This is a genomic window from Gemmatimonadaceae bacterium, assembly GCA_019752115.1.
GTDB lineage: Bacteria > Gemmatimonadota > Gemmatimonadetes > Gemmatimonadales > Gemmatimonadaceae > Gemmatimonas.
The window spans coordinates 93,949-115,799 of the sequence record JAIEMN010000045.1 but is presented as its reverse complement, the minus strand read 5'-3'; the positions used below and the strand labels follow the sequence as shown (position 1 = coordinate 115,799).

At 68.7% G+C, this 21,851-nt stretch carries 11 protein-coding genes; 9 read left to right on the top strand and 2 right to left on the bottom strand.

The window, feature by feature from the left end:
* Positions 1-3: 3 nt before the first annotated feature.
* The 9 genes from K2R93_18410 (at position 4) to K2R93_18370 (ending at position 18,533) form a co-directional block, all read left to right on the top strand.
* Positions 4-2,745, top strand: coding sequence for a serine/threonine-protein kinase (locus K2R93_18410; protein ID MBY0491819.1), 2,742 nt, complete (start codon positions 4-6; stop codon positions 2,743-2,745).
* 12 nt (positions 2,746-2,757) lie between these two features.
* A complete protein-coding gene (locus K2R93_18405; GenBank protein ID MBY0491818.1) occupies positions 2,758-5,493 on the top strand; it encodes a protein kinase in 2,736 nt (911 codons plus the stop codon).
* Positions 5,494-5,596: 103 nt separating this feature from the next.
* Positions 5,597-8,248: a serine/threonine-protein kinase gene (locus K2R93_18400; GenBank protein ID MBY0491817.1), complete on the top strand. Its 2,652-nt coding sequence runs from the start codon at positions 5,597-5,599 to the stop codon at positions 8,246-8,248.
* Between the two features lie 46 nt (positions 8,249-8,294).
* Complete coding sequence (locus K2R93_18395) at positions 8,295-8,540, top strand: ribbon-helix-helix protein, CopG family (GenBank protein ID MBY0491816.1); 246 nt, start codon at positions 8,295-8,297, stop codon at positions 8,538-8,540.
* A complete protein-coding gene (locus tag K2R93_18390; GenBank protein ID MBY0491815.1) occupies positions 8,525-8,908 on the top strand; it encodes a PIN domain-containing protein in 384 nt (127 codons plus the stop codon). The genes K2R93_18395 and K2R93_18390 overlap by 16 nt, the downstream gene beginning before the upstream one ends.
* A gap of 72 nt (positions 8,909-8,980) precedes the next feature.
* A complete protein-coding gene (locus K2R93_18385; protein ID MBY0491814.1) occupies positions 8,981-11,677 on the top strand; it encodes a serine/threonine-protein kinase in 2,697 nt (898 codons plus the stop codon).
* On the top strand, positions 11,674-14,304 hold the full coding sequence (locus tag K2R93_18380; protein ID MBY0491813.1) for a protein kinase: 2,631 nt from the start codon (positions 11,674-11,676) through the stop codon (positions 14,302-14,304). The genes K2R93_18385 and K2R93_18380 overlap by 4 nt, the downstream gene beginning before the upstream one ends.
* A 210-nt stretch (positions 14,305-14,514) precedes the next feature.
* The gene (locus tag K2R93_18375; GenBank protein MBY0491812.1) at positions 14,515-15,696 is read left to right on the top strand and encodes an ATP-binding protein; all 1,182 of its coding nucleotides are present in this window, start codon (positions 14,515-14,517) and stop codon (positions 15,694-15,696) included.
* Between the two features lie 95 nt (positions 15,697-15,791).
* Positions 15,792-18,533 (top strand): protein kinase, encoded by a 2,742-nt coding sequence (locus K2R93_18370; GenBank protein MBY0491811.1) that lies wholly within the window; start codon positions 15,792-15,794, stop codon positions 18,531-18,533.
* A 47-nt stretch (positions 18,534-18,580) separates the two neighbouring features.
* On the opposite strand, the gene K2R93_18365 is transcribed toward K2R93_18370, so the two are convergent.
* Positions 18,581-19,120 carry a DUF2911 domain-containing protein gene (locus K2R93_18365; protein ID MBY0491810.1) on the bottom strand — a complete coding sequence of 180 codons (540 nt, stop codon included), beginning with the start codon at positions 19,118-19,120 and terminating at the stop codon, positions 18,581-18,583.
* Between the two features lie 33 nt (positions 19,121-19,153).
* Positions 19,154-21,814 carry a protein kinase gene (locus K2R93_18360; protein MBY0491809.1) on the bottom strand — a complete coding sequence of 887 codons (2,661 nt, stop codon included), beginning with the start codon at positions 21,812-21,814 and terminating at the stop codon, positions 19,154-19,156.
* Positions 21,815-21,851 lie beyond the last annotated feature (37 nt).

Below are 21,851 nucleotides of genomic sequence, written 5' to 3'. Positions count from 1 at the left end.
CGCATGCTTCCCGACCGTCTCCGCGCGGCCTTTGCCGACCGCTACGAGCTCCTCCGCGAGCTCGGCGCCGGCGGCATGGCCACCGTGTATCTCGCGCGCGACGTGCGCCATGCGCGTGAGGTGGCCATCAAGGTGCTGCACCCGGAGCTCGCCGCCGTGCTCGGCGCCGAGCGGTTCCTGAGCGAAATCCGCACGACGGCGAGTCTGCAGCACCCGCACATCCTGCCGCTGTTCGATAGCGGCGAAGCGGCCGGGCAGCTGTTCTACGTCATGCCGTTCGTCGACGGGGAAACACTGCGATCGCGCTTGGAGCGCGAGAAGCAGCTGCCGATTGCCGATGCGGTGCTGTTGGCGCGCGAGGTCGCCGACGCGCTCCAGTATGCGCACGACCGCGGCGTCATTCATCGCGACATCAAGCCCGAAAACATTCTGCTGCAGGGCGGCCATGCGTTGGTCGCCGACTTCGGCATCGCCCTCGCCGTGACGAATGCCGGCGGCAGCCGCATGACGCAGACGGGCCTCTCCCTCGGCACGCCCCAGTACATGGCCCCCGAGCAGGCCATGGGCGAGCGCACCATCGATGCGCGCGCCGACATCTACGCGCTCGGGGCGGTGACCTACGAGATGATCGCCGGCGAACCGCCCTTCACGGGGCCCACGAGTCAGGCCATCGTCGCGAAGGTCATGAGCACCGAGCCGCAACGCCTTGATGTGCTGCGACGCAACGTGCCAGCGCACGTCGCGGACGCGGTGCACCACGCGCTCGAGAAGCTGCCGGCCGATCGACCGGCATCGGCGCGCGCATTCGCCGATCAGTTGGAGGGGCGTTCGGCGTCGCCCACCGCGAAGCGAGGTGCATCTGCGCCCGCGCAGACCGGCGGTATGTTCACACGCACCGCTCTCGGCTGGCGAATGGCAACCATCGCCTTCGCCATTTCGACGCTCGGTCTGATGGCGCGTTGGCTTCGAACGCCCTCGGGCAGCGAGCACCAGGATGCCGTCACCCGTGTGCGCATGTCCCTTGCGCCGGCCTCGTACGCACCGTCTCTGGAAAGCGAAGGCATCGACCTCGCCGCCCGCGGCTCGCACCTCGCCTTCGTTGGCGCCCTTGACGGCGGCGGCAAGCGCAGCATCTGGCTCCAATCGCTCTCGGCGCTTGAGCCGACGTCCGTACCGGGTACCGACGGCGCCAGTGCGCCGCGCCTCTCACCCGATGGTCGACGCCTGCTCGCTCATGTTGATCGCACGTTCAAGGTCATCACGCTCGCCACCGGACAGGCCCAGACCATTCCGTCGGAGTATACCGACGCCACATGGGCCGATTCCTCGTCGCTCTATCTCGCCGCGAACAGTCGCATCATCCGCTGGACGCTTGCCGGCGCCGTGGACACCCTGTTGCCTCAGGATCGGGCGATCGTTCGGGATGCCCTGAGCCCGCTGCCAGACGGCTCGGGGCTGCTCTTTTCGGTCATTCGCCGACTGAACGGAGAGACCTATGCGCTCGCCCAGCTCGATCCCGAGTCGGCCATGCTGACGGCGTGGCGGCGCGCCGACGGGAAGTCCGTCCCGATCGTGCGAGCGGTGTGGGGCCGCGTGCTGCCGACGGGTCATCTGGCCTACGTGCAGAACGACGGCACGATGCTCATCGCCCCGTTCGATCTTGAGACGCTGCACCTCACCGGCCCGGCCACGCCGCTGATGCGAGTGCACATCGCGCGCGGCTATCTCGGCACCAGCGACATTCGTCCGCAGGTGGCCATCGGCGATGACGGCACACTGGCCTACGCCCCGGCGCCGGCCGACAGCACCGATCGGCTGTACTGGCTCTCGGCGACAAACGAAGTCGAGGACTCGCTTCGTTTGGAGGCGGTCGTCGAAAGCTTCGCCCTCTCCCCCGACGAATCGCAGGTCGTCTTGGCGCAGCGCCGCGCGGCCGTGCCAGGTCGCGCTGTCGGAACCGACACGCTGCCCGGAGTCGATATCGTCGTGCTCGACCTGCGGAGCCGATCCCGCCGGGTCATCGCCACCGGCGGCCAGAACATCCGGCCGTCGTGGTCGCCTGACGGTCATCGCATTCTCTACGTGACCGATGCCGGGGTCGCCGAGCGCCTGGCGGATGCCAGCGCGCCCCCGACGCTCGTGCTGGCGAATGCGAAACTGGGCACCAACAACGTAGCCGACGCGGCATACGCACCGGGAGGACGCATTCTCATCCGCACCTACCCCGGCAACCCGCCGACGACCGCCCGTCCGTTCGGCTCGACGTCGCGTGACATCTTCGTGGTCGATCCGGCGGCCCCAGTTGGTGCGCCAGACCGCGTCCGGCCCATTGCGGCCAGCGCGGCCAATGAGACGTACCCGCGACTCTCGCCCAACGGGCGATGGATCGCCTTCCAGTCGGGTGAGATGACGACGCCACAGGTGTACGTCATGCGCTTCCCGGACGGCGGCGATCGGCTGCGCGTCTCGACGAAGCGCGGCAACACGCCCGAGTGGACTTCCGATGGCACGCGTCTGGTTTTCCGTAGTGCGGGATCAGTGGAGGAGGTGCAGCTCGGCGGCGATCCACTCCGGGTAATCGATCGGCGGGCAGTGATCCCCGTGGAACCCGATGGTCTCGGCGGGTTTTCCCTGCGTCGTCGGGGTGGTCTCCTCCTGCTGACGCATCCGGTGCGGGGCGAGGGTCTCGTGCTGGTGCGCAACTGGTTCGCGGAGGTGCGTGCGTTGGGGGCGACGAGCCGATGAAGACGACCGACTATGTCTGACACACTGAGGAGCGCACTGAGCGACCGCTACGAGCTCCTCCGCGAGCTCGGCGCCGGCGGCATGGCCACCGTCTACCTCGCGCGCGACGTGCGGCACGCGCGTGAAGTGGCCATCAAGGTGCTCCACCCCGAGCTCGCGGCGGTGCTCGGTGCCGAGCGGTTTCTGAGCGAGATCCGAACGACGGCGTCGTTGCAGCATCCGCATATTCTGCCGCTGTTTGATAGCGGCGAAGCGGCCGGGCAGCTGTTCTACGTGATGCCGTTCGTCGACGGCGAAACCTTGCGCTCGCGATTGGAACGCGAGAAGCAGCTGCCGATCGCGGATGCCGTGCTGTTGGCCCGCGAGGTGGCCGGCGCGCTGCAATACGCGCACGAGCGCGGCGTCATCCACCGCGATATCAAGCCGGAGAACATCCTGCTGCAGGGCGCGCCGGGGGATCAGCACGCCCTCGTCGCCGACTTCGGCATCGCCCTCGCGGTGACCAACGCCGGCGGCAGCCGCATGACGCAGACGGGCCTCTCCCTCGGCACGCCCCAGTACATGGCCCCTGAGCAGGCCATGGGCGAACGCGCGATCGACGCGCGCGCCGACATCTACGCGCTCGGCGCGGTGACGTACGAGATGCTCGCCGGCGAGCCGCCGTTCGTCGGCCCGAACAGTCAATCCATCGTGGCGCGCGTGCTCACCGAGCGACCGCGCGCGCTCCTGGATGTGCGCGACCGCGTGCCGGCGCACGTCGCGGATGCCGTGGAGGCGGCGCTTGCGAAGCTGCCGGCCGATCGGCCGGCGACCGCAGCCCAGTTCGCGAACGCGCTGCGCGAGGAAAGCACGCGCGGTCGTGCGTCCGCACCCCGTCCTTCCCCGCGCACGCGATGGCGCGACGTGCGCCTCATCGGGATGGCCATCGTGACCGCCGCATCGCTCGCCGTCGCCGCGTGGAGCCTCCGGCGGCCGGTGCCGACGGAGGGTCCGGTGCTTCGCGTCACCATCGCCATGCCGGACTCGCTCGTGGATGCGACCACCTCGCAGACCACCGGTCATCTGGCCATCGCACCCGACGGCTCCCGGCTCGCCATGGTCGCGCGAGCCGCCGGATCGTTGAACAGTCAGGTGTGGCTGCGTGAGCGCCATGCGATCGAGGCGCGCCCAATCCCTGGCGTGTTCAATGTGCGCGATCCGTTCTTTGGCCCGAACGGCACGCGGATCGGGGTGCTCGAGCCCAGTTCGGGGACGATACGGCTGATGGATCTCGACGGCAGCGCCGAGGTCCGACTCAAGTGGAAGGGGCTGGGTCCCGCATCATGGGGGCACGACGGGTTCATCTACGTCAGCGACACGTCCGCGCGGCAGGGTATCGCGCGCTTTCCGGCGACCGGCGGCGCAGCCGCACCAGTCACTCGCGTCGATACCACACGTCGCGAAGCGTCCCACCAGGCGCCGCAGCTGCTGGCCGACGGACGCGGCGTGGTTTTTTCCGTGGTCTATGGCAGCACCACGGACATGAGCACCCGCGACATCGCGGTCGCCTCACTCGACGCGGGCACCCCGCATCGCGTGCTGACGCGCGGCGTCGCGGCGTGGGTGCCGGTCCCGGGAATCCTCATCGTGCTGCGGGCGGATGGGCACCTCGTCGCCATGCCATTCGACGCCCAGACCCGGACAATTGGCAGGCCTGAGGTGGAGGTGGCGACGGACGTCTGGCATGGCGTCACCGTCGCGACGTGGGATCTGGCGCTCTCGACGACCGGCACCCTGGTGTACCGCGCGGGGAGCAAGGGCCCGAATCTCAGTGAGCTCGTCTGGCTCTCACGGGACGGTGCCGTGACGGTGGCCGATACCGGCTGGCGCGCCGACTTCGTGTCCATGCGCCTCTCGCCCGATGGTCGCCGGGTGGTGGCGGAAGTATACGAGTCGTCGGCGGCCGGTCTGTGGATTGGCAGTCTCACCGATGGGGCGCGCAGCAAGCTGACGCGCGACGATATGCGGCCGCAGCGCCCGATCTGGACGCCGGACGGCCAGCGGGTGGCCTACATCAACGCGTCAGTGGCGCCGTGGTCGGTCGTAAGTCAGCGGGCCGATGGGAGCGATGCCCCGCGGGTCGAGGTACAGGACACCACGGACGTCTCGAGCGTGCTGGCCACGGGCGACGGGAGCGCATGGATCTATCGTACGTCGTCCTCGGCGGTGAGCCGCGGCAATATCCGCCTGCTTCGCGTCGGCGAGCGGGTGGCGCGCCCGCTGGTGGAGACGCCCGCCGACGAGCGTCACCCGGCACTCTCGCCCGATGGGCGCTGGCTCGCGTATCGCTCGGACGAATCCGGCTCGAGCGAGGTGTACGTACGCCCCTTTCCCAACGTGGCCGACGCCCGCATCACCATTTCCACCGGAGGCGGGAGCGATCCGGTGTGGTCGCGTGACGGGCGCGAGTTGTTTTACATCGACGGACGGGAACGGCTGGTGTCAGCCGAGATGCAGCTAGCCGGCGGCGCGCTGCAGGTGCAGCGCCGCCGCGACCTGTTCACCGTCCCCGCCGATATCGTCGGCAATATCGCGATCGCGCGCTACGACGTCGCCCCCGATGGCCGGCGTTTTCTCATGGCGCGACGGCGCAGTGCGCTCTCGCCCGGCGACGCCGGGCGCCAGTACACGTACGTCCTCAACTGGCTCGACGAGGTGCGCGCGCGCCTCGCCGCCGCCAAGGCTGCGGGGGCGGGGGCGCAGCGCTGAGCACGAGCGGCCGGGAGTTCGGTGCAGTGCGCGCGACGGATAGGTGGGACACTGACGCGATGCAGCCCGTGCACGCGTCGGCTCGGCGCTGCATGTTCACTCCATGAGTCTCCCCAACGCGCTGCGCACCGCCCTTGCCGACCGCTACGAGCTCCTCCGCGAGCTTGGACAGGGCGGCATGGCCACCGTCTACCTCGCGCGCGACGTGCGCCACGCGCGCGAGGTGGCCATCAAGGTGCTGCATCCCGAGTTGGCGGCGGTCCTCGGCGCCGAGCGGTTTCTGAGCGAGATCCGCACGACGGCGAGTCTGCAACATCCGCATATCCTGCCGCTCTTCGACAGCGGCGAAGCGGCGGGCCAGCTGTTCTACGTCATGCCGTTCGTCGACGGGGAAACGCTGCGCTCGCGGTTGGAGCGCGAGAAGCAGCTGCCGATTGCCGATGCGGTGCTGTTGGCGAGAGAAGTCGCCGATGCGCTCCAATACGCGCACGACCGCGGCGTCATTCATCGCGATATCAAGCCGGAGAACATCCTGCTGCAGGGCGGCCATGCGTTGGTCGCCGACTTTGGCATCGCGCTGGCGGTGACCAACGCCGGTGGCGCGCGGATGACGCAAACGGGACTGAGTCTCGGCACGCCACAGTACATGGCCCCCGAGCAGGCGATGGGCGAGCGCACCATCGACGCGCGCGCTGATGTCTACGCGCTGGGCGCCGTGACGTACGAGATGCTCGCCGGCGAGCCGCCGTTCACGGGGCCCACGAGTCAGGCGATCGTCGCGAAGGTCATGAGCACCGAGCCGCAACGTCTTGATGTGCTGCGACGCAATGTTCCGGCGACTGTGGCAGACGCGGTGCACCTCGCGCTCGAGAAGCTGCCGGCGGACCGGCCGGCCAGTGCGCGCGCATTCGGGGAGGGCCTCACGGCCGTTGGTGGCGCGCCGCGAATCGTTCGCACGAACGACACGCCGGCGCGCACGACCCGACTCGCTCGCCGCACCATCGTCATCGTGGCCCTCACCGCAGCGGCGATCACCGGCGCCATCACCTGGCCGCTGGCGCGGCGCGGCACGGGAAGCCCGGACGCCGCGGGCGATCTGGGCGTCATTCGCGCCGACGTCAGTGCGCCTCCCGGCATGATGCTCGAGGCGCGGACGCGCCGCGAAGTCGCCATCAGCAATGACGGACAACTGGTCGCGACGGTGGCCAGCGACAGCGCCGGCACCGCGATCGTCTTGCGTCGCATCAGCCAGAGCGCCGGGCGCCTCGTGCGGGTTCCGTCGGTGGAGGGGATGGCGTTCAGCCCCGACGGCGCCTGGCTCGGCTACGTCACGAGGCAGGGCGCGTTCAAGGTGCGCGTCGATGAAGGCGCACCCGTGTCGCTCGCGGCGCTCCCACCCGGATCGCCACGCGGTCTTGCGTGGACCGATCGCGACACGCTGGTCACGATGCTCAGCGGGCTCGAGGAGCGCGGTCATCGCACCGTGCTGATCCCTGCCAATGGTGGCACGCTGCTGTCGCTCGACAACCCGGGCATGCGCTGGCCGGTGGCCATGGCTGGCGGCGTCGTCCTCGGTGGCCTCGGCACAGTGAAGGCACTGCGCCTCGCGGATCGCCGCGTCATCGACCTCGGTGTCGCGGGCACGATGCCGCTCGGTGTCGTCGACGGACACCTGCTGTATGCCACGGCGGACGCGATCCTGACGGTTCCGTTCGACCCGGTTCGGCTGGTGGTGACCGGCGCGCCGGTGCAGGTCATCGACAGCATCGAGAGTGCCCAGACTGGTGGCGCCTACGCGGCGTTGTCGCCCTCCGGCACCCTGATCACGCGGCGGGGCCTGGAACGGCGCGAGGTGGTCGCCGTGCGTCGGGACGGGAGCGTGTCGCTCGTGACGGCGGACGAACCCCGCCTAATCGAGATGAACCTCGCGCCCGACGGTCGGCGGCTGCTCCTGCACGGCACCGGACCGCTCCGCCTGCTCGATCTGGAGACCCGTATCACGACCCTGCTGAACCGAGGCGACGTCCAGGATCCGGCCATTCGCAGCTTCTACACGGCCGCTCCGGCGTGGGCCCCCGACGGTCGCACGCTCTACTACACCGAGTCGCAGGGCCGGGTGCTCCGCCGGCTGCACACCGAACGCGGCGGTACTCCCGACAGCCTGCCACTCCCCGCCGGCCACTTCATCTCCGCGCTCTCCGTGTCCCCCGATGGTCGCTTTCTGCTCGTCGGCACGAGCGCCACCGGCCCCACGGGGATCGACGCGTACGTTGCCCCCATCGACTCCGTGGCGAACGCGCGCCCGATCGCGGCCACGACGGCGCACGAACGCATGCCGGTGCTGTCGGCCGACGGCCGCTGGGTGGCGTACGTCTCGGATGAGCAGGGCGAGAATCGCGTCTACCTGCGACCGTTCCCGGGGCCCGGTGCCCCCATCGCCGTCAGCGACGTCTGGTCCAGCGAACCGCGCTGGGACCGGCGCCGCCCCGTGCTCTACGTGCGCGAGCGCACACGCCTCGTCGAAGTCGTGATCGGCGCCGACGGACGCCCGCGGCCTCCGCAGGTCGTCGTGAGCGGCGAGTACCGGATACAACCCGCCGGCACGTCGCCGTTCTGGGACATCTCGCCGGATGGCAACACCTTCTACCTCGTGAGGGCCGTCGGTTCACGCGCCGTACCGGTCATCGCGTACCACTGGGCGCGCGAGTTCACGGCTCGGCAGCAGCGAGAGGCGGGACGTTTGCCGCTCCCATGACCATTGAACTCACCTGAGTTATGGTACATATTATGGTATGGCAATAATGACCCACCGCACCACCTTCGCCCTCGACGAGGCCACCGTCACGCGGATTCGCGCCTTGGCCGAGCAGTGGCAGGTCTCGCAGGCGGAGGTGATCCGGCGCGTGGTGGCGCAAACGGCGTCGGCCCCTGATCCGCTCGCGCTGCTCGACGCCCTGCATCGCGACCAGGCGGGCCTCTCGGCCGATACCGCCGCGGACTTTCTCGCGCAGGCCCGCGCGGATCGCGGCGTGTGGCGCGGCCGGTGATCTGCCTCGACACCAACTACCTGATCCTCGGCCTGGTCCCCGGCAGCCCTGAAGGCCGCCGCCTGCGGGCGTGGATTGTTGCCGGCGAACCGCTCATCGCGCCCGCGGTGGTGTGGTACGAGTTCCTTTGCGGCCCGGTCTCGGCGCGCCAGGTCGAGACGATCCGGGCCTTCCTGCAGGCCGTCGTTCCGTTCGGTGAGCCACACGCGCACATCGCCGCCGAGTTGTTCAATCACGCCGGACGCAAACGCAGCACGCGCGTGGATGCGATGATCGCGGCGATCGCCATCGCCGCCGGCGCGCCATTGGCGACCAACAACGGCGTCGATTTCGAAGACTTCACGCACGCAGGACTGCAGCTGGTGTAGCGCATCGCGCGGACGCCCGTTGTGCGTGACAGCCCGTGCGCTCGCGTGACGCGCGGTGCATGTTCTACCGCAATGACTCTTCCTGTCGCGCTCGCCGCCGCCCTGGCGGACCGCTATGAACTGGTGCGCGAGCTGGGCGCCGGCGGCATGGCCACCGTGTATCTCGCGCGCGACGTGCGCCATGCGCGCGAAGTGGCCATCAAGGTGCTGCACCCGGAGCTCGCGGCGGTGCTCGGCGCCGAGCGGTTCCTGAGCGAGATCCGCACGACGGCATCGTTGCAGCACCCGCATATTCTGCCGCTGTTCGACAGCGGCGAAGCGGCCGGGCAGCTGTTCTACGTCATGCCGTTCGTGGATGGCGAGACGCTGCGCTCGCGCTTGGAGCGCGAAAAGCAGCTGCCGATTGCCGATGCGGTGCTGTTGGCCCGTGAAGTCGCCGACGCGCTCCAATACGCGCACGACCGCGGCGTCATTCATCGCGATATCAAGCCGGAGAACATCCTGCTGCAGGGCGGCCATGCGTTGGTCGCCGACTTCGGCATCGCCCTCGCCGTGACCAATGCGGGCGGCGCGCGCATGACGCAAACGGGACTGAGTCTCGGCACGCCACAGTACATGGCGCCCGAGCAGGCGATGGGCGAGCGCACCGTCGACGCGCGCGCCGATGTGTACGCGCTCGGGGCGGTGACGTACGAGATGCTCGCCGGCGAGCCGCCGTTCACCGGGCCGACGAGTCAGGCGATCGTGGCCAAGGTGCTCACCACGACGCCGGCGCCGCTGCTGGAGCTTCGCGCCACCGTACCCATGAACGCGGCGGTGGCGGTAGCGGCGGCCCTGCAGAAACTCCCCGCCGACCGACCGGCCACCGCGCGCGCGTTCGCCGACGCCCTCATCAGCACCGCTCCCCTGCTCGCCGATGCGGGCACTTCAGCGCGCACCACGCGCGAGCCGCGCACGACCCGCAGCGCGTCGCGCGCGGCGGCGATCATGCGCGCCTCGGCGCTGCTGCTGGCCGGCGCCGGCGCGATGTACCTCATGCAGCGCGGTGTCCGATCAGCGGCCAGCGCCGAGCCGGAGCCCGTACGCTTCGTCGTGGAGCCACCGCCGGTCGCGGGGCTGACCATCGCGCCAAGCGCCGGTCGCCGCGGTTTTGCGATCAGTCCCGACGGCCGCGAGATCGCGTTTCGTGTGGCGTCCGCCGATGGAATCACCATTTATCGACGTCAACTCAGCGAACTGACGGTCACCCCGGTGCCGGGGACGACCGCGGCCTACAGCCTCACGTATTCCCCCGACGGCGAGCGGCTCGCCTTCAGCCGCTTGAGCTCGGGTCTCTTTGTCGTCCCCAAAACCGGCGGCACCCCCAATCGGCTGCTGGAGTCGATGACGGGGTCGGCCATCGCGTGGGAAAGCGGCAGCGCCCTGGTGTTTGCCAGAGGGCGTCAGGTCTGGCGTGTCAGCGCGAGTGGTACGGCGGAACCGATCGTGAAGGACAGCCTGAATGCCGTCGCCGCGATGCCGCATCTGTTGCCCGAGAACAAAGGCGTGGTCTTCACGATGCAGAACATCGCCGAGCGCACCCAGCGTCTGACGGCGCTGCGATTCGCCGACTCGGCCCTTGTACCGCTGGGGCTCGACGGCACCGACCCGCGCTATGTCGAGGCGGGCTACCTCCTGTTCGTCAGCGGCAGCAACACGGTCAGTGCGATCGCGTTCGATCCGGTGACCCTGCGGACCTCGGGGCAGCCGGTCGTGGTGCTGACGGACGTGAACATGAGTGGCTTCGGCGCGATGCTGGACGTGGCGCGCAACGGCTCGCTCATCTACGAGATCGCCACCGAAGATCGTCAGGTGGTCCGGGTACTCGACCGCACGGGAAAGCAGGTGGGGGTGTTGCCGGCCAATGCCGGGGGGCTCGGCCATCTGCGCGTCTCGCCGACGGGCGATCGACTCGCCTACGAAGCGGCCGGCAAGGACGGCGGCACCGATATCTTTGTGCTCACTCGGGCCACGGGTCAGGTGCAACGACTTACGCAGAACGGCAGCAGTCGGTCGCCCGAATGGAGCGCCGATGGCGCCGAGGTGTTCTGGCTCGAGGAGGACGCGGTGCGCATCAACGGGCGGCGTACCATGCGTCCGGCGGATCGCCTGCTGCGGCAGCGGGTCGATGGACTGAACACCGCCCAGCTGGTCCCGCTGCAGGCGCGGCAGATCCACAACTTCTCGCTCGCGCCCGACGGTCGCCGGATTGCCCTGTCCACGGGGGAACCCGGTCTGCACATCCTGACCATGGCGTCGCTGACGGACGGTCGCACGCTCGGAACGTACGGCGTGCCCGACGACGACAACGTGCAGCCGAACTTCTCCCCCGACGGTCGCTGGGTGGCGTACGTCTCGCATCGGAGCGGTGAGTATGCGGTGTACGTGGCGCCCGCCGACAGTTTGCCGCTGAGCCAGCTGATCTCCGAGAACATCGGGAACGCACCGATGTGGTCGGGAGACGGTCGCACGATCTACTACTCGGCCGGCGTCAACATGATGGCGGCAACGCTGTCACTCGGGCGATCCATTGCCGTGCAGCAGCGCGACCAACTCTTCGTGAACCTGTATCGCGAAGGGGCTCGCGATCGCTCCTACGACTTCAATCGCCGGTCCGGCGAGTTCGTGATGGCGGCGGGTGCCCAGGAGACGCCCAATCGCCTGGTCGTCATTCTGAACTGGTTCACGGAACTGCGCCGGAAGATGGCGGCGGCAAAGGCAATGCCATGAGCGACACGCCCCGTGACCGTCTTGCCGCCGCGCTTGCTGATCGGTACGAGCTCGCTCGCGAGCTCGGCGCCGGCGGCATGGCCACGGTGTATCTCGCCCGCGATGTGCGCCACGACCGCGATGTCGCCATCAAGGTCCTGCACCCGGATCTCGGGGCCGCCATCGGCGGCGAGCGGTTCCTCGCCGAGATCAAGACCACCGCGCGGCTGCAGCATCCGCACATTCTGCCGCTGCTCGACAGCGGGGCGGCGGACGGGTTGCTCTACTACGTCATGCCGTATGTGCGCGGCGAAACGCTGCGCGCGCAGATCGAGCGCGACCAGCAGCTGGCCATCGACGACGCGGTGCGCGTGGCGCGGGAGGTGGCCGATGCGCTCGAGCATGCGCACGCCCAGGGCATCGTGCACCGCGACATCAAGCCCGAGAATATCCTGCTGCAGGATGGGCATGCGCTGGTGGCGGACTTCGGCATCGCGCTGGCCGTGCAGACGGCCGGCGGCGCGCGGCTGACGCAGACCGGGTTGTCGCTCGGGACGCCGCAGTACATGGCCCCGGAGCAGGCGGTGGGCGACAAGGCGGTGGGCCCGCGCGCCGACCTCTATGCACTCGGCGCGGTGACGTACGAGATGCTCACCGGCGAGCCGCCGCACACGGGGGCGAGTGCGCAGGCCATCGTGGCCAAGCTGCTCACCGACACCGTGCGGCCGCTCACGATGCTCCGCCCGAATGTGCCACCCGCGGTGGACGCGGCGGTGCGGCGGGCGCTCGAGAAGCTGCCGGCGGATCGCTTTGCGAGTGCGCGGGCGTTTGCGCAGGCGCTGGCCACGCCGCTTGCGAGTACGGCGGCCGCGACCGCGATGCCATCGGCGGGCGGTCGCCCAGCGCGCTGGATTCGATTTGTTCCCTGGCTGGTGGCGCTTGCGTCATTACTCGTCGCGCTGGCGCGGTGGCAATCCACGCCCGACGCCGGCGCAGCCAGTGCACCGGTTGTGCGCTTGCCCATTCCATTGGCACCCACCGAGAATCCGTCGTTTGCGATTCAGGGTGGCCTCGCCATTTCACCTGATGGTCAGCGGCTCGCGTATCTGGTGCAGGATGAGAACGGCAGTCGGGTGATGCTTCGCCAGACGGCGGATCTCACGCCGCGCGTGATCATCGATCACGAGGTGAAGGACCTGCTCTTCTCGAGAGACGGTTCCCGGCTGTTGTATCGGGACGGATTCGAGCTGCGCCAACTGCCGCTCTCGGGCGGCGATGCGCGCCGCGTCACGACGTTGGCCAGCGGCATCCAGTACAACGGACTCACCTGGGGCAATGGCGACACCCTGCTGCTGGGATCGACGAGATGGGTGGCCGCGATTGCCACGGAGACTGGTTCGCTGAGGATCATCACGCCCCCCGACCGCCGCCTGACCGGCCGCCATCCGGTGCTGCTCCCGGATCGCCAGACGATCGTGATCAGCATGTCGGACTCGGCGCTCGGACCGAGCGGAACGCTCGCGACGGTATCTCTCGCCAGCGGCGAAATCCGCGTGCTCCCATATCCCCGACTGGTGCCGATTGCGGTCCTCGAGAATACCCTCCTGGCGTTGGATCCCGACTCGAGCACGATGCTGGCGTTGCCGGCCGAGGCGAAGGCCCTGACCACGGCGCGCGCACCGGTCGTGCTGGCCGACAACATCATGGGCGATCGGGCGAATGGGCCGCAGGCGGTGGTCTCCGCAAGCGGCACGCTGCTCGTGCTGCAAGGAGCGCTGCTCAATGAGGTGGTCATCCGTCAGACATCGGGCGCGGAGGCGACGCTCGCTCTCCCCGCGGATGCCTATCTTCAGCCGCGGTTTTCTCCGGATGGATCTCGCATCCTGCTGCAGACGCGCCGCGGCCGCCTGCTCACCTACACGCGCGGCTCTGGCGCCATCACACCACTCGGAGACGCCTATCGCGGTGATTGGATGGCCGACGGGCAGCGCATCGTGTTCATGGGCAGTCCGAATCGGTCGGTATTCCAGACGCGCCGGGCCGACGGCACGGGGCCAATCGACACGCTGATGCAGGATCGTGATGCCGCGGAATCGATACTCTCGCCGAATGCGCAGTGGATCGTATTCCGCACGCCAGCCGCTCGCGCGGCGCCAAACGATCTCTTTGCCGTGCGCCCTCGCGATACGGCGGCTCCCGTTCCGGTGGCCTCCGGCCCGAGTGTCGAACTGAGCGCGGCCATTTCCAGCGACAGCAAGTGGTTGGCATACGTCTCGGATGCGTCGGGACGATTCGAAGTCTACGTCCGGCCGTTTCCGGCCGATGGTCCACGCATCACCATCTCGCAGGACGGCGGCGCAGCGCCATTCTGGTCCAAGCAAGGGCGCACGCTGTACTATCGGCGCGGGACCACGCTGCTCGCTGCCGATCTCGGTGCCGATGGAACGATTGCGCCGACGCGCCGCACCATACTGGATCTGAAGTCCGTCAATGCGAACCTCGGCTCGGAATCGAACCGGGCGTATGATGTCTCAGCCGGCGAGCGAGAGGTGGTCTTCACTCGGCGTGTTCCGGGCGACACCAAGATTGTCCTGGTGCACAACTGGATCCGCGAACTGCACGAGCGCGTCAACAGCGGCTCGCGCTGATCAGCCTCGACACCCTGCGCGCCGCCCGGTCGGCGATTGACGTCAGCCTGAGCGACCGGTATCGTTCATCCAGTGGATGAAATTCGTCCACAACATGGACGATTTGCATAACCCCATGTCATAAAACATTTTATGACGTCACCGGCAGGCCGAATCGGAGCCAATCTCCCTCGATTTGGCGCTCAGCACCTGGTCGCCAGCACGCAGGTCATGCCCGTCTCGGTGCTGATGGGGGCGCGGCAAACGGGCAAGAGTACGCTCGTCCGCACGCTGCCGAGTCTTGGCGAGTACCTCTTCCTCACGCTCGACCGCGCGGACATTCGCGAGCAGGCGCAACGCGATCCGCACGCCCTCCTTCGGTCGGCGCCCAAGGTGATCATCGACGAGATCCAACGAGACCCGGCCCTCGTGCTCGCCCTCAAGGAGATCGTCGACGAACGTGCCTACGCCGGGCAGCGAGCCGTGGGGCAATTCGTCCTCACGGGGTCCGCCAACCTGCTCGAGATGCGCCGCGTGAACGAATCGCTCGCCGGTCGCGCCGCCTACACCACGCTCTGGCCGATGTCCCGGCGCGAGCAGCTCGGTCAGGGGGTCGCCGGCACGTGGTCCGACTTTTTCGCGAGCAGCACGACCGACTGGTTGGATCAGGTGCAGTCGATGCCGGCCGTTGCCGCCGATTGGCGCGACCACGCCCGTATCGGTGGGTATCCCACACCCGCTGTGGAACAGACCACGGCCGACGAACGCGCGTTATGGTTTCAGGGGTACCTCGAGACCTATCTCGATCGGGACCTGCGCGATCTCGCGTCCGTGAGCAATCCGCTGGACCTGCGTCGCCTCATGCGCATCGCCGCGCATCGCATCGGGCAGCTCATCAACCGCTCGGCGTGGGCGAACGAAGCCGGCATCGCGCCGACCACGGCCTTTCGCTACCTCGATCTCCTTGAGCAATCGTACCAGCTCGTTCGCCTCGAGGTGTACGCGGTCAACCGCGGCAAGCGCCTGACCAAAACGCCGAAGGTGTACTGGAGCGACACGGCACTGGCCTGGCATCTCGCCGGCACACCGCCACTCACCGGCTTTCACTTCGAGAACCTGATCGTGCAGGATCTCCTCGTCTGGCGCGACGCGCAGTTGCAGAAGCCGTCGCTCATGCACTGGCGCACCACCACCCAGGACGAAGTGGACGTCGTCGTGGAGCAACCGGACGGCCGACTGCTCGCGATCGAGTGCAAGAGCGGGGAGCGTCCGACCTACAACGACGCCGACGGGTTGCGGCTGTTCCTCCGCGAGTATCCAGCCGCGGTCGGTGGGCTGCTGTTGCACGGCGGCACCGAGACGCGGTGGCTTGCCGACCGCGTGCTCTCCGTGCCCTGGTGGCGCGTGCTGTAGGCGGCCAAGCCAGTCACTCCGCGTCAACGATCGGACGCGCAAGCCGCACACCGCACGCGACGTTGGCGACCGCGTCGCGTCGGCCGTACCTTGGGATGACCCGTGACGAACGCACCGTGAGCAGCCCCGCCTCCGACGCGCGCCTCCGCGCCGCCCTCGCCGACCGCTATGAGCTCCAACGCGAGCTCGGCGCCGGTGGCATGGCCACGGTCTATCTCGCGCGCGACGTGCGCCACGCGCGTGAGGTCGCCATCAAGGTGCTGCACCCTGAGCTGGCCGCGGTGCTCGGCGCCGAACGCTTTCTGAGCGAGATCCGCACCACCGCGAGCCTGCAGCACCCGCACATCCTGCCGCTGTTCGACAGCGGGGAAGCGGCCGGGCAGCTGTTCTTCGTGATGCCGTACGTGGAAGGCGAAACGCTGCGCCATCGGCTCGAGCGTGAACGGCAACTCCGCATTCCCGACGCCATCACGCTGGCGCGGGAAGTCGCCGACGCCTTGCAGTACGCGCACGACCGCGGGGTCATTCATCGCGACATCAAGCCCGAGAATATCCTGCTCCAGGGTGGGCACGCGCTGGTTGCCGACTTCGGCATTGCCCTCGCGGTGACCAACGCCGGCGGCACGCGTATGACCCAGACCGGCTTGAGTCTCGGCACGCCGCAGTACATGGCCCCCGAGCAGGCCATGGGCGAGCGGAACGTCGACGCGCGCGCCGATCTCTATGCGCTGGGCGCGGTGACCTACGAGATGATCGCCGGGGAGCCGCCGTTCACGGGACCGACGAGTCAGGCGATCGTCGCCAAGGTGCTGAGCGGTGATCCGGCACCACTCGATTCGCTCCGGCGCAACGTTCCCGCGCATGTCGCGGATGCGGTGCACGTGGCGCTGGAGAAGCTGCCCGCCGATCGCGTGGCAAGCGCCGCCGAATTTCGCGCCACCCTGCTTGGGGAAGCGCCGCGCGCTCGACCGTCGCGCGCCGCGCGTGGCGGGCCGCCTGCCGTCGGAACGCGTTGGATTTGGCCCGCCCTCGCGGCGGTGAGTACGGTGATCGCGATCGGCCTTGGCGTGGACCGAATGCGCCGCACCGACGCGCCGGCCGCTCGTGAGGCAAGCAGCGTGTTCCAGATCGGGCTGGCCGACAGCGCCAGAATTGCCGGCGTGGCGGGCGGCTGGAAGGTCGCCATCTCCCCCGATGGACAGTACCTGGCGGCCGTCCTGCTGGTCGGTTCCGGCACCCAGCGTTCGCTCTATCTGCGTCGCAGCGACGATCTCGAGTTCCGACGGGTGCCTGGCACGAACGGCGCGACATGGCCCACCTTCTCTCCGGATGGGCGACAGATTGCGTACTACGCCGGCGAAGTGCTCTTCACGATTGCGGTGGACGGGGGCACGCCGATCGAGGTGGCACGGACCAGCATCGGCGCCTCCACCTGGACCGACGACGGACGGTTGCTCTTCCAAGTCGACACGGTCCTGGCCATCGCGACCCCCGGGCGAGCGATGCAGCGTATCGTGCCAACGCTCAATGGGCGCGCCGTCGGTGTGAACTATCCTTCGGCACTGCCGGGCGGCCGTTACGCACTGATCAACTTTATCGAAGGCAGCGGGGTGGTGCGTCGCCTTGACGCGCAGCGGGTTGGCGTGCTCGAGATTGCGAGCGGCGTCATACAGCCACTCGATCTCCCGGGATCGAATCCCCGATATGCGTCCGGCTACGTGTTGTTCGGCCGCCGAGATGGGTTGTACGCGGTGTCGTTCGACATTCGTTCGCGTCGCGCAGGGGGCGCCCCGGTGAGGATAGTCGACCGGGTGGCGTATGGTGGCGGCGGACAATTCAGCTACGGTGTCACGGACCACGGGACGCTGATGTACCAGCCCGCCTTGACGGGCGCCGTGACGGTGGCGCCCGACGCGCTCGTCCGCTACGACCTCTCGGGCGGGCGAGCCACGACACTCACCGATGCCGGTGGCGTGTTCCGCGACATGCGCATTTCGCCGGATGGACAGCGCGCGATCGTGCGGCGCGACGCCTCGCCCGATCTTGGCAACCTGTCGATCTACGAGTTTGCCACCAATACGTTCACGCGCCTGACCGATGATTCGGCGTCGTTCCGCGGCGAATGGAGTGCGGATGGACGTCGCGTCGTGCACCTGCGGCGCTTCGGCGTGGATTCCGTGCTGGTCATCTCACGCGCGTGGGACCGGAGCGGCCCAGATTCCACGTTGCTGCGCACGAACTTCGATGCCGGTGCCGCCGGCAAGGGATTCGGCTTCCAGTACCTGTCGTTGGCGCGGACCAACAGCCGCGTCGCGGTGCGCATCGGGGGAACGTCGTTCAACCCCGATATTTATATGTCGACGCTCGCCGACTTGCGGGTGCGGCGGCCGCTCGCCATTGCCGCCACCGCCGCGCGCGAGCTCAACCCGGCGATGTCACCCGATGGACGCTGGGTCGCGTATCAGTCGGACGAATCGGGCGTGAACGAGATCTACGTGCTCGACACCGATGGCCGCGGCCCGCGCCTGCGCGTGTCCGAGCACGGCGGCGTGGAGCCCGTCTGGTATCCCGACGGACGGCGCCTGCTCTTCCGCGCGTCGAGGAATTTTGCGCGCGCGACGTTGTCATTCGCACCGCTGGCGGTGACGGCACGTGATTCGCTCGCGCCGGATCCGTTCTATCGCACAGAGGGAACCTTCAGCTACGATCTCTTCCCGTCGGGGGATGCGGTGCTCGTCACCACCTCTAATTCGGCGGGGGGCGTGGGCGATGATCTTCATATCCGCGTGCTGACCAACTGGACGGCTCGCGTGAAGAGTGAGGGAGCGGCGCGGTAAGGCCATCCCGGGGGCGTGGCCACGGGTACATCGCGGAGCAGCGCGGCTCACCCCTCCCGCCACGCCGCCTTCACCTTCACCGTCACCCCCTGCACGCCCCAGTGAATGCGCAGCTGCGCCTCGTCGCGCAGCACCATGGGGAAGTAGATCGCCATGCTCTCCATCATCGAGAGCGAGTCGGGCAGCACGTCCACCCGCAGCGCATCGCGCGACGGGCCGCTGTACGACTTGTGATCCACCAACGCATCACGATTCAGAATGACCGTCCACGCGGCGTGCTCGCGCGGAATGAGCCACAGGGAGTACGTCCCCGCACGCAGCGGCTTCCCCTCGATCGTGACGTCGTGATCGACCGTGAGGCGCGAGGCCGAGTCGGCACCGGGGTGCCAGAGGCTGTCCCACGGCACCAGCGCGCCCCAGAGCGTGCGGCCGCGGGCCACCGGGCGGCCGTACTCCAGCGTGACCGTGGTGAGCGCCACGTGCTGCACGATCGTGGTGCGCTGGCTGGGCGGGTACATCTGGGCCGCCGCAGGCCGCGCGGCAACCAGCAGCAGTCCCATCGTGGCCAACCGAAGGGTTCTGGTCATCGAAGCATCTCCAGGTGATGAACCGCGGGCACGTTACTTCGCGGCAGCGGCGCGCTTCCACGCCTCCAGCCAGTTCGCATACAGGAGCACCGGCGAGCGCTGCGCATCGGTCAATCGCACCATCACGAAGGAGCGGCCATCCGGCGCGGCGTCCCAGGTGGACTCGAGCCCGAGCAGCTGGTAACGCGCGGCGAACAGGAACGTCGGTTCGGTGATCCGTGGGGCGTCGGTGGGGCGCGCCCCGAGCGTCACGCGCGAGACGAGGACGGAGTCGCCGGAGCGGAAGAAGATTTCACCGGACCGTGTCCATCGCGGCTCTTCGCCACCGCGTCGGGACACGGCAAACTTTGGGGCGCCGGCTGCGAGGTGGCGAATGTACACCTCGTCGCGCCCGGATTCGTTGGACACGTACGCCAGCCAGTCGCCGGTCGGGCTGGTGGCAATGCTGCGCTCGTTGAACCGTGTCTGCGCGATGGGGCGCATCGCCGCCGGCGAATCGACGGGCATGGCAAAGATATCGCGGCCCGTGCTTTGCGAGTTGGCATCTTCGCGCCACACCAGCGTGCGCCCATCGGCGGTGAGGGCGAGCTCGTAGATACCGCCCGGGCGGTCCACGAGCGTCGTCGCCGGCGCCGTGCCGTCAGCCGGCATGCGAGCGGCGAACAGGATGTTGGACGGCTTTCGCTTGGCCAGCAGCAGCGAGCGCCCGTCGGGCGTCCACGCCGGTCGCGAATTCTGGCCGTCGGTGGTGACGCGCAGCTTGACCCCGGTCGCCGTATCGATGCTGTAGAGATCCCCTTCGCGCGTGGTCGTCAGCGAGCTGAGTTCGCCCACTACGACCCGCGCATCGGTGGGAGAGAAGCGCGGCCCGAAGTAGGCGCTCTTGCCGCTCAGCAGCCGCGCGGTGCCGGACCGATTCACCAGCACGAGTTCGCCCAGCGTGGCATCCTGCGTCGAAATGGCCAGCAGGCCATTGTCCGCCAGGTCGTAGCGGGAGCCGCGCATGGTGATCGGCGTCTCGCCGATGATGCGCGGATCACCGGTCGTCTTGAGGCTCCGCGGATCGAAGGGGACGCCCTGCAAGATGCCATCGGGTCCGACGAACACCAGCACGCCGCGCAGATACAGCCCCCGCGCCGCGCTGATCCCCAGCTCCGTCAGCTTTCCGCCGCCGTCGAGCGGGAGGGCCACCAGATCGGGCACGTTGTGGCGGAGTCGAGACAGCAGCAGCGTGTGCGTTTCCTCGATCAGGTGCGGTGCGCTGTACATCGCGCCGGAGTCGGCCGCGCTGGCGACGAGCGTCTCCGGCTCGCCTCCGGTGAGCCGTACCCGTTGCACCCCATCCGGCCCGGCGACGATGATCCAACCATCGCGCGTGATCGTCACGCCGCTGAAACGGCCCGTCATGATCTGTCGCGGTTGCCCGCCGTTCGCATCGACGACCAAGACCTGGCGCGAGCGGAGGAAGAGCACCGACTTGCCGTCGGGGGAGAGCGCAACGCCCAGCGCGTCCTCCGTCCCCGGAATCGCGCGCACATCCCCACGACTCAGCGTGGAAAGGAAGACCCGTGTGGCGGCCACCGAATCGCGCCCGAGCCACGCCAGATGCGTCCCATCGCGCGACAGCGCAAAGCTGCGCAGCCCCGCGAGCGACGCCAGCTGCTGCACCTCCACGTTGTGCGCCTCCACCAGCATCGGCTGCGCGGGCACGTCGTCCCTCGCCCCGGTGCGCCAGAGAGCCCACGCCGCCACGCCAAGCGCCACCACGGCCACACTCCAGGGCGCGACGCGCGCCCATGAGGCGCCACGGGCCGGACGCGCGAGGCCCGGCGCGGCCGTCATCGTCGTGAGCGTCGCCGTCGCCTCGGCATGCTGCAACGCGTGCACGAACTCACCCGCCGTCGTCCAGCGATCCGCCGGTAGCTTGGCGAGCGCCTTGAGCACCGTGGCTTCCACATGCCGCGGAATTGTGTCGCGTACCGCCGTGGGGTTCGCCGGACGCTCGGTGAGCACCTTGGCCACGATGGCTTGCACCGTGGCCCCGGTGAAGGGCGGCTCACCGGTCAGCATCTCGTACGTGACCGCGCCGAGCGCATAGACATCACTGCGCGCGTCGATGGTGCGTTCGCCCATCGCCTGCTCGGGACTCATGTACTGCGGCGTCCCGAGGCTGAGCCCTGTTTGCGTCATGCGTTGCCCGCCCGCCGTCTGCACCGCGAGCGCGATGCCGAAGTCGGCCACCATGGGGCGCCCGTCGTGCAGCAGCACGTTCTCCGGCTTGATGTCGCGATGGATGACGCCCTGCCGGTGCGCATACGCCAGCGCTTCCCCCACTTCCGTCGCGATGCGCAGCGCAGGCTCCAGCGGCAACTGCTTCTCGCGCTCGAGCCGTTCGCGCAGCGTCTCGCCATCGACCAGCGGCATGACGTAGTACAGCAGCCCATCCGCTTCGCCGCTGTCGAGCAGCGCCAGAATGTTCGGATGCTGCAGGCGGGCCGTGGTGCGGATCTCGCCGAGAAAGCGATCGGCGCCGAGCGCTGCCCCGAGATCAGGGTGCAGCACCTTGATGGCCACATCGCGGTCGTGCCTGAGGTCGACCGCGTGATACACGGTCGCCATGCCGCCGGCGCCAAGCTCGCGGGTGACGCGATACCGATCGGCGAGCGCGCGGGTGAGACGGTCGAGCATGGTCATGGCGGGCAGGGAGGGGACACGGGTCAGCCCTTGCGAA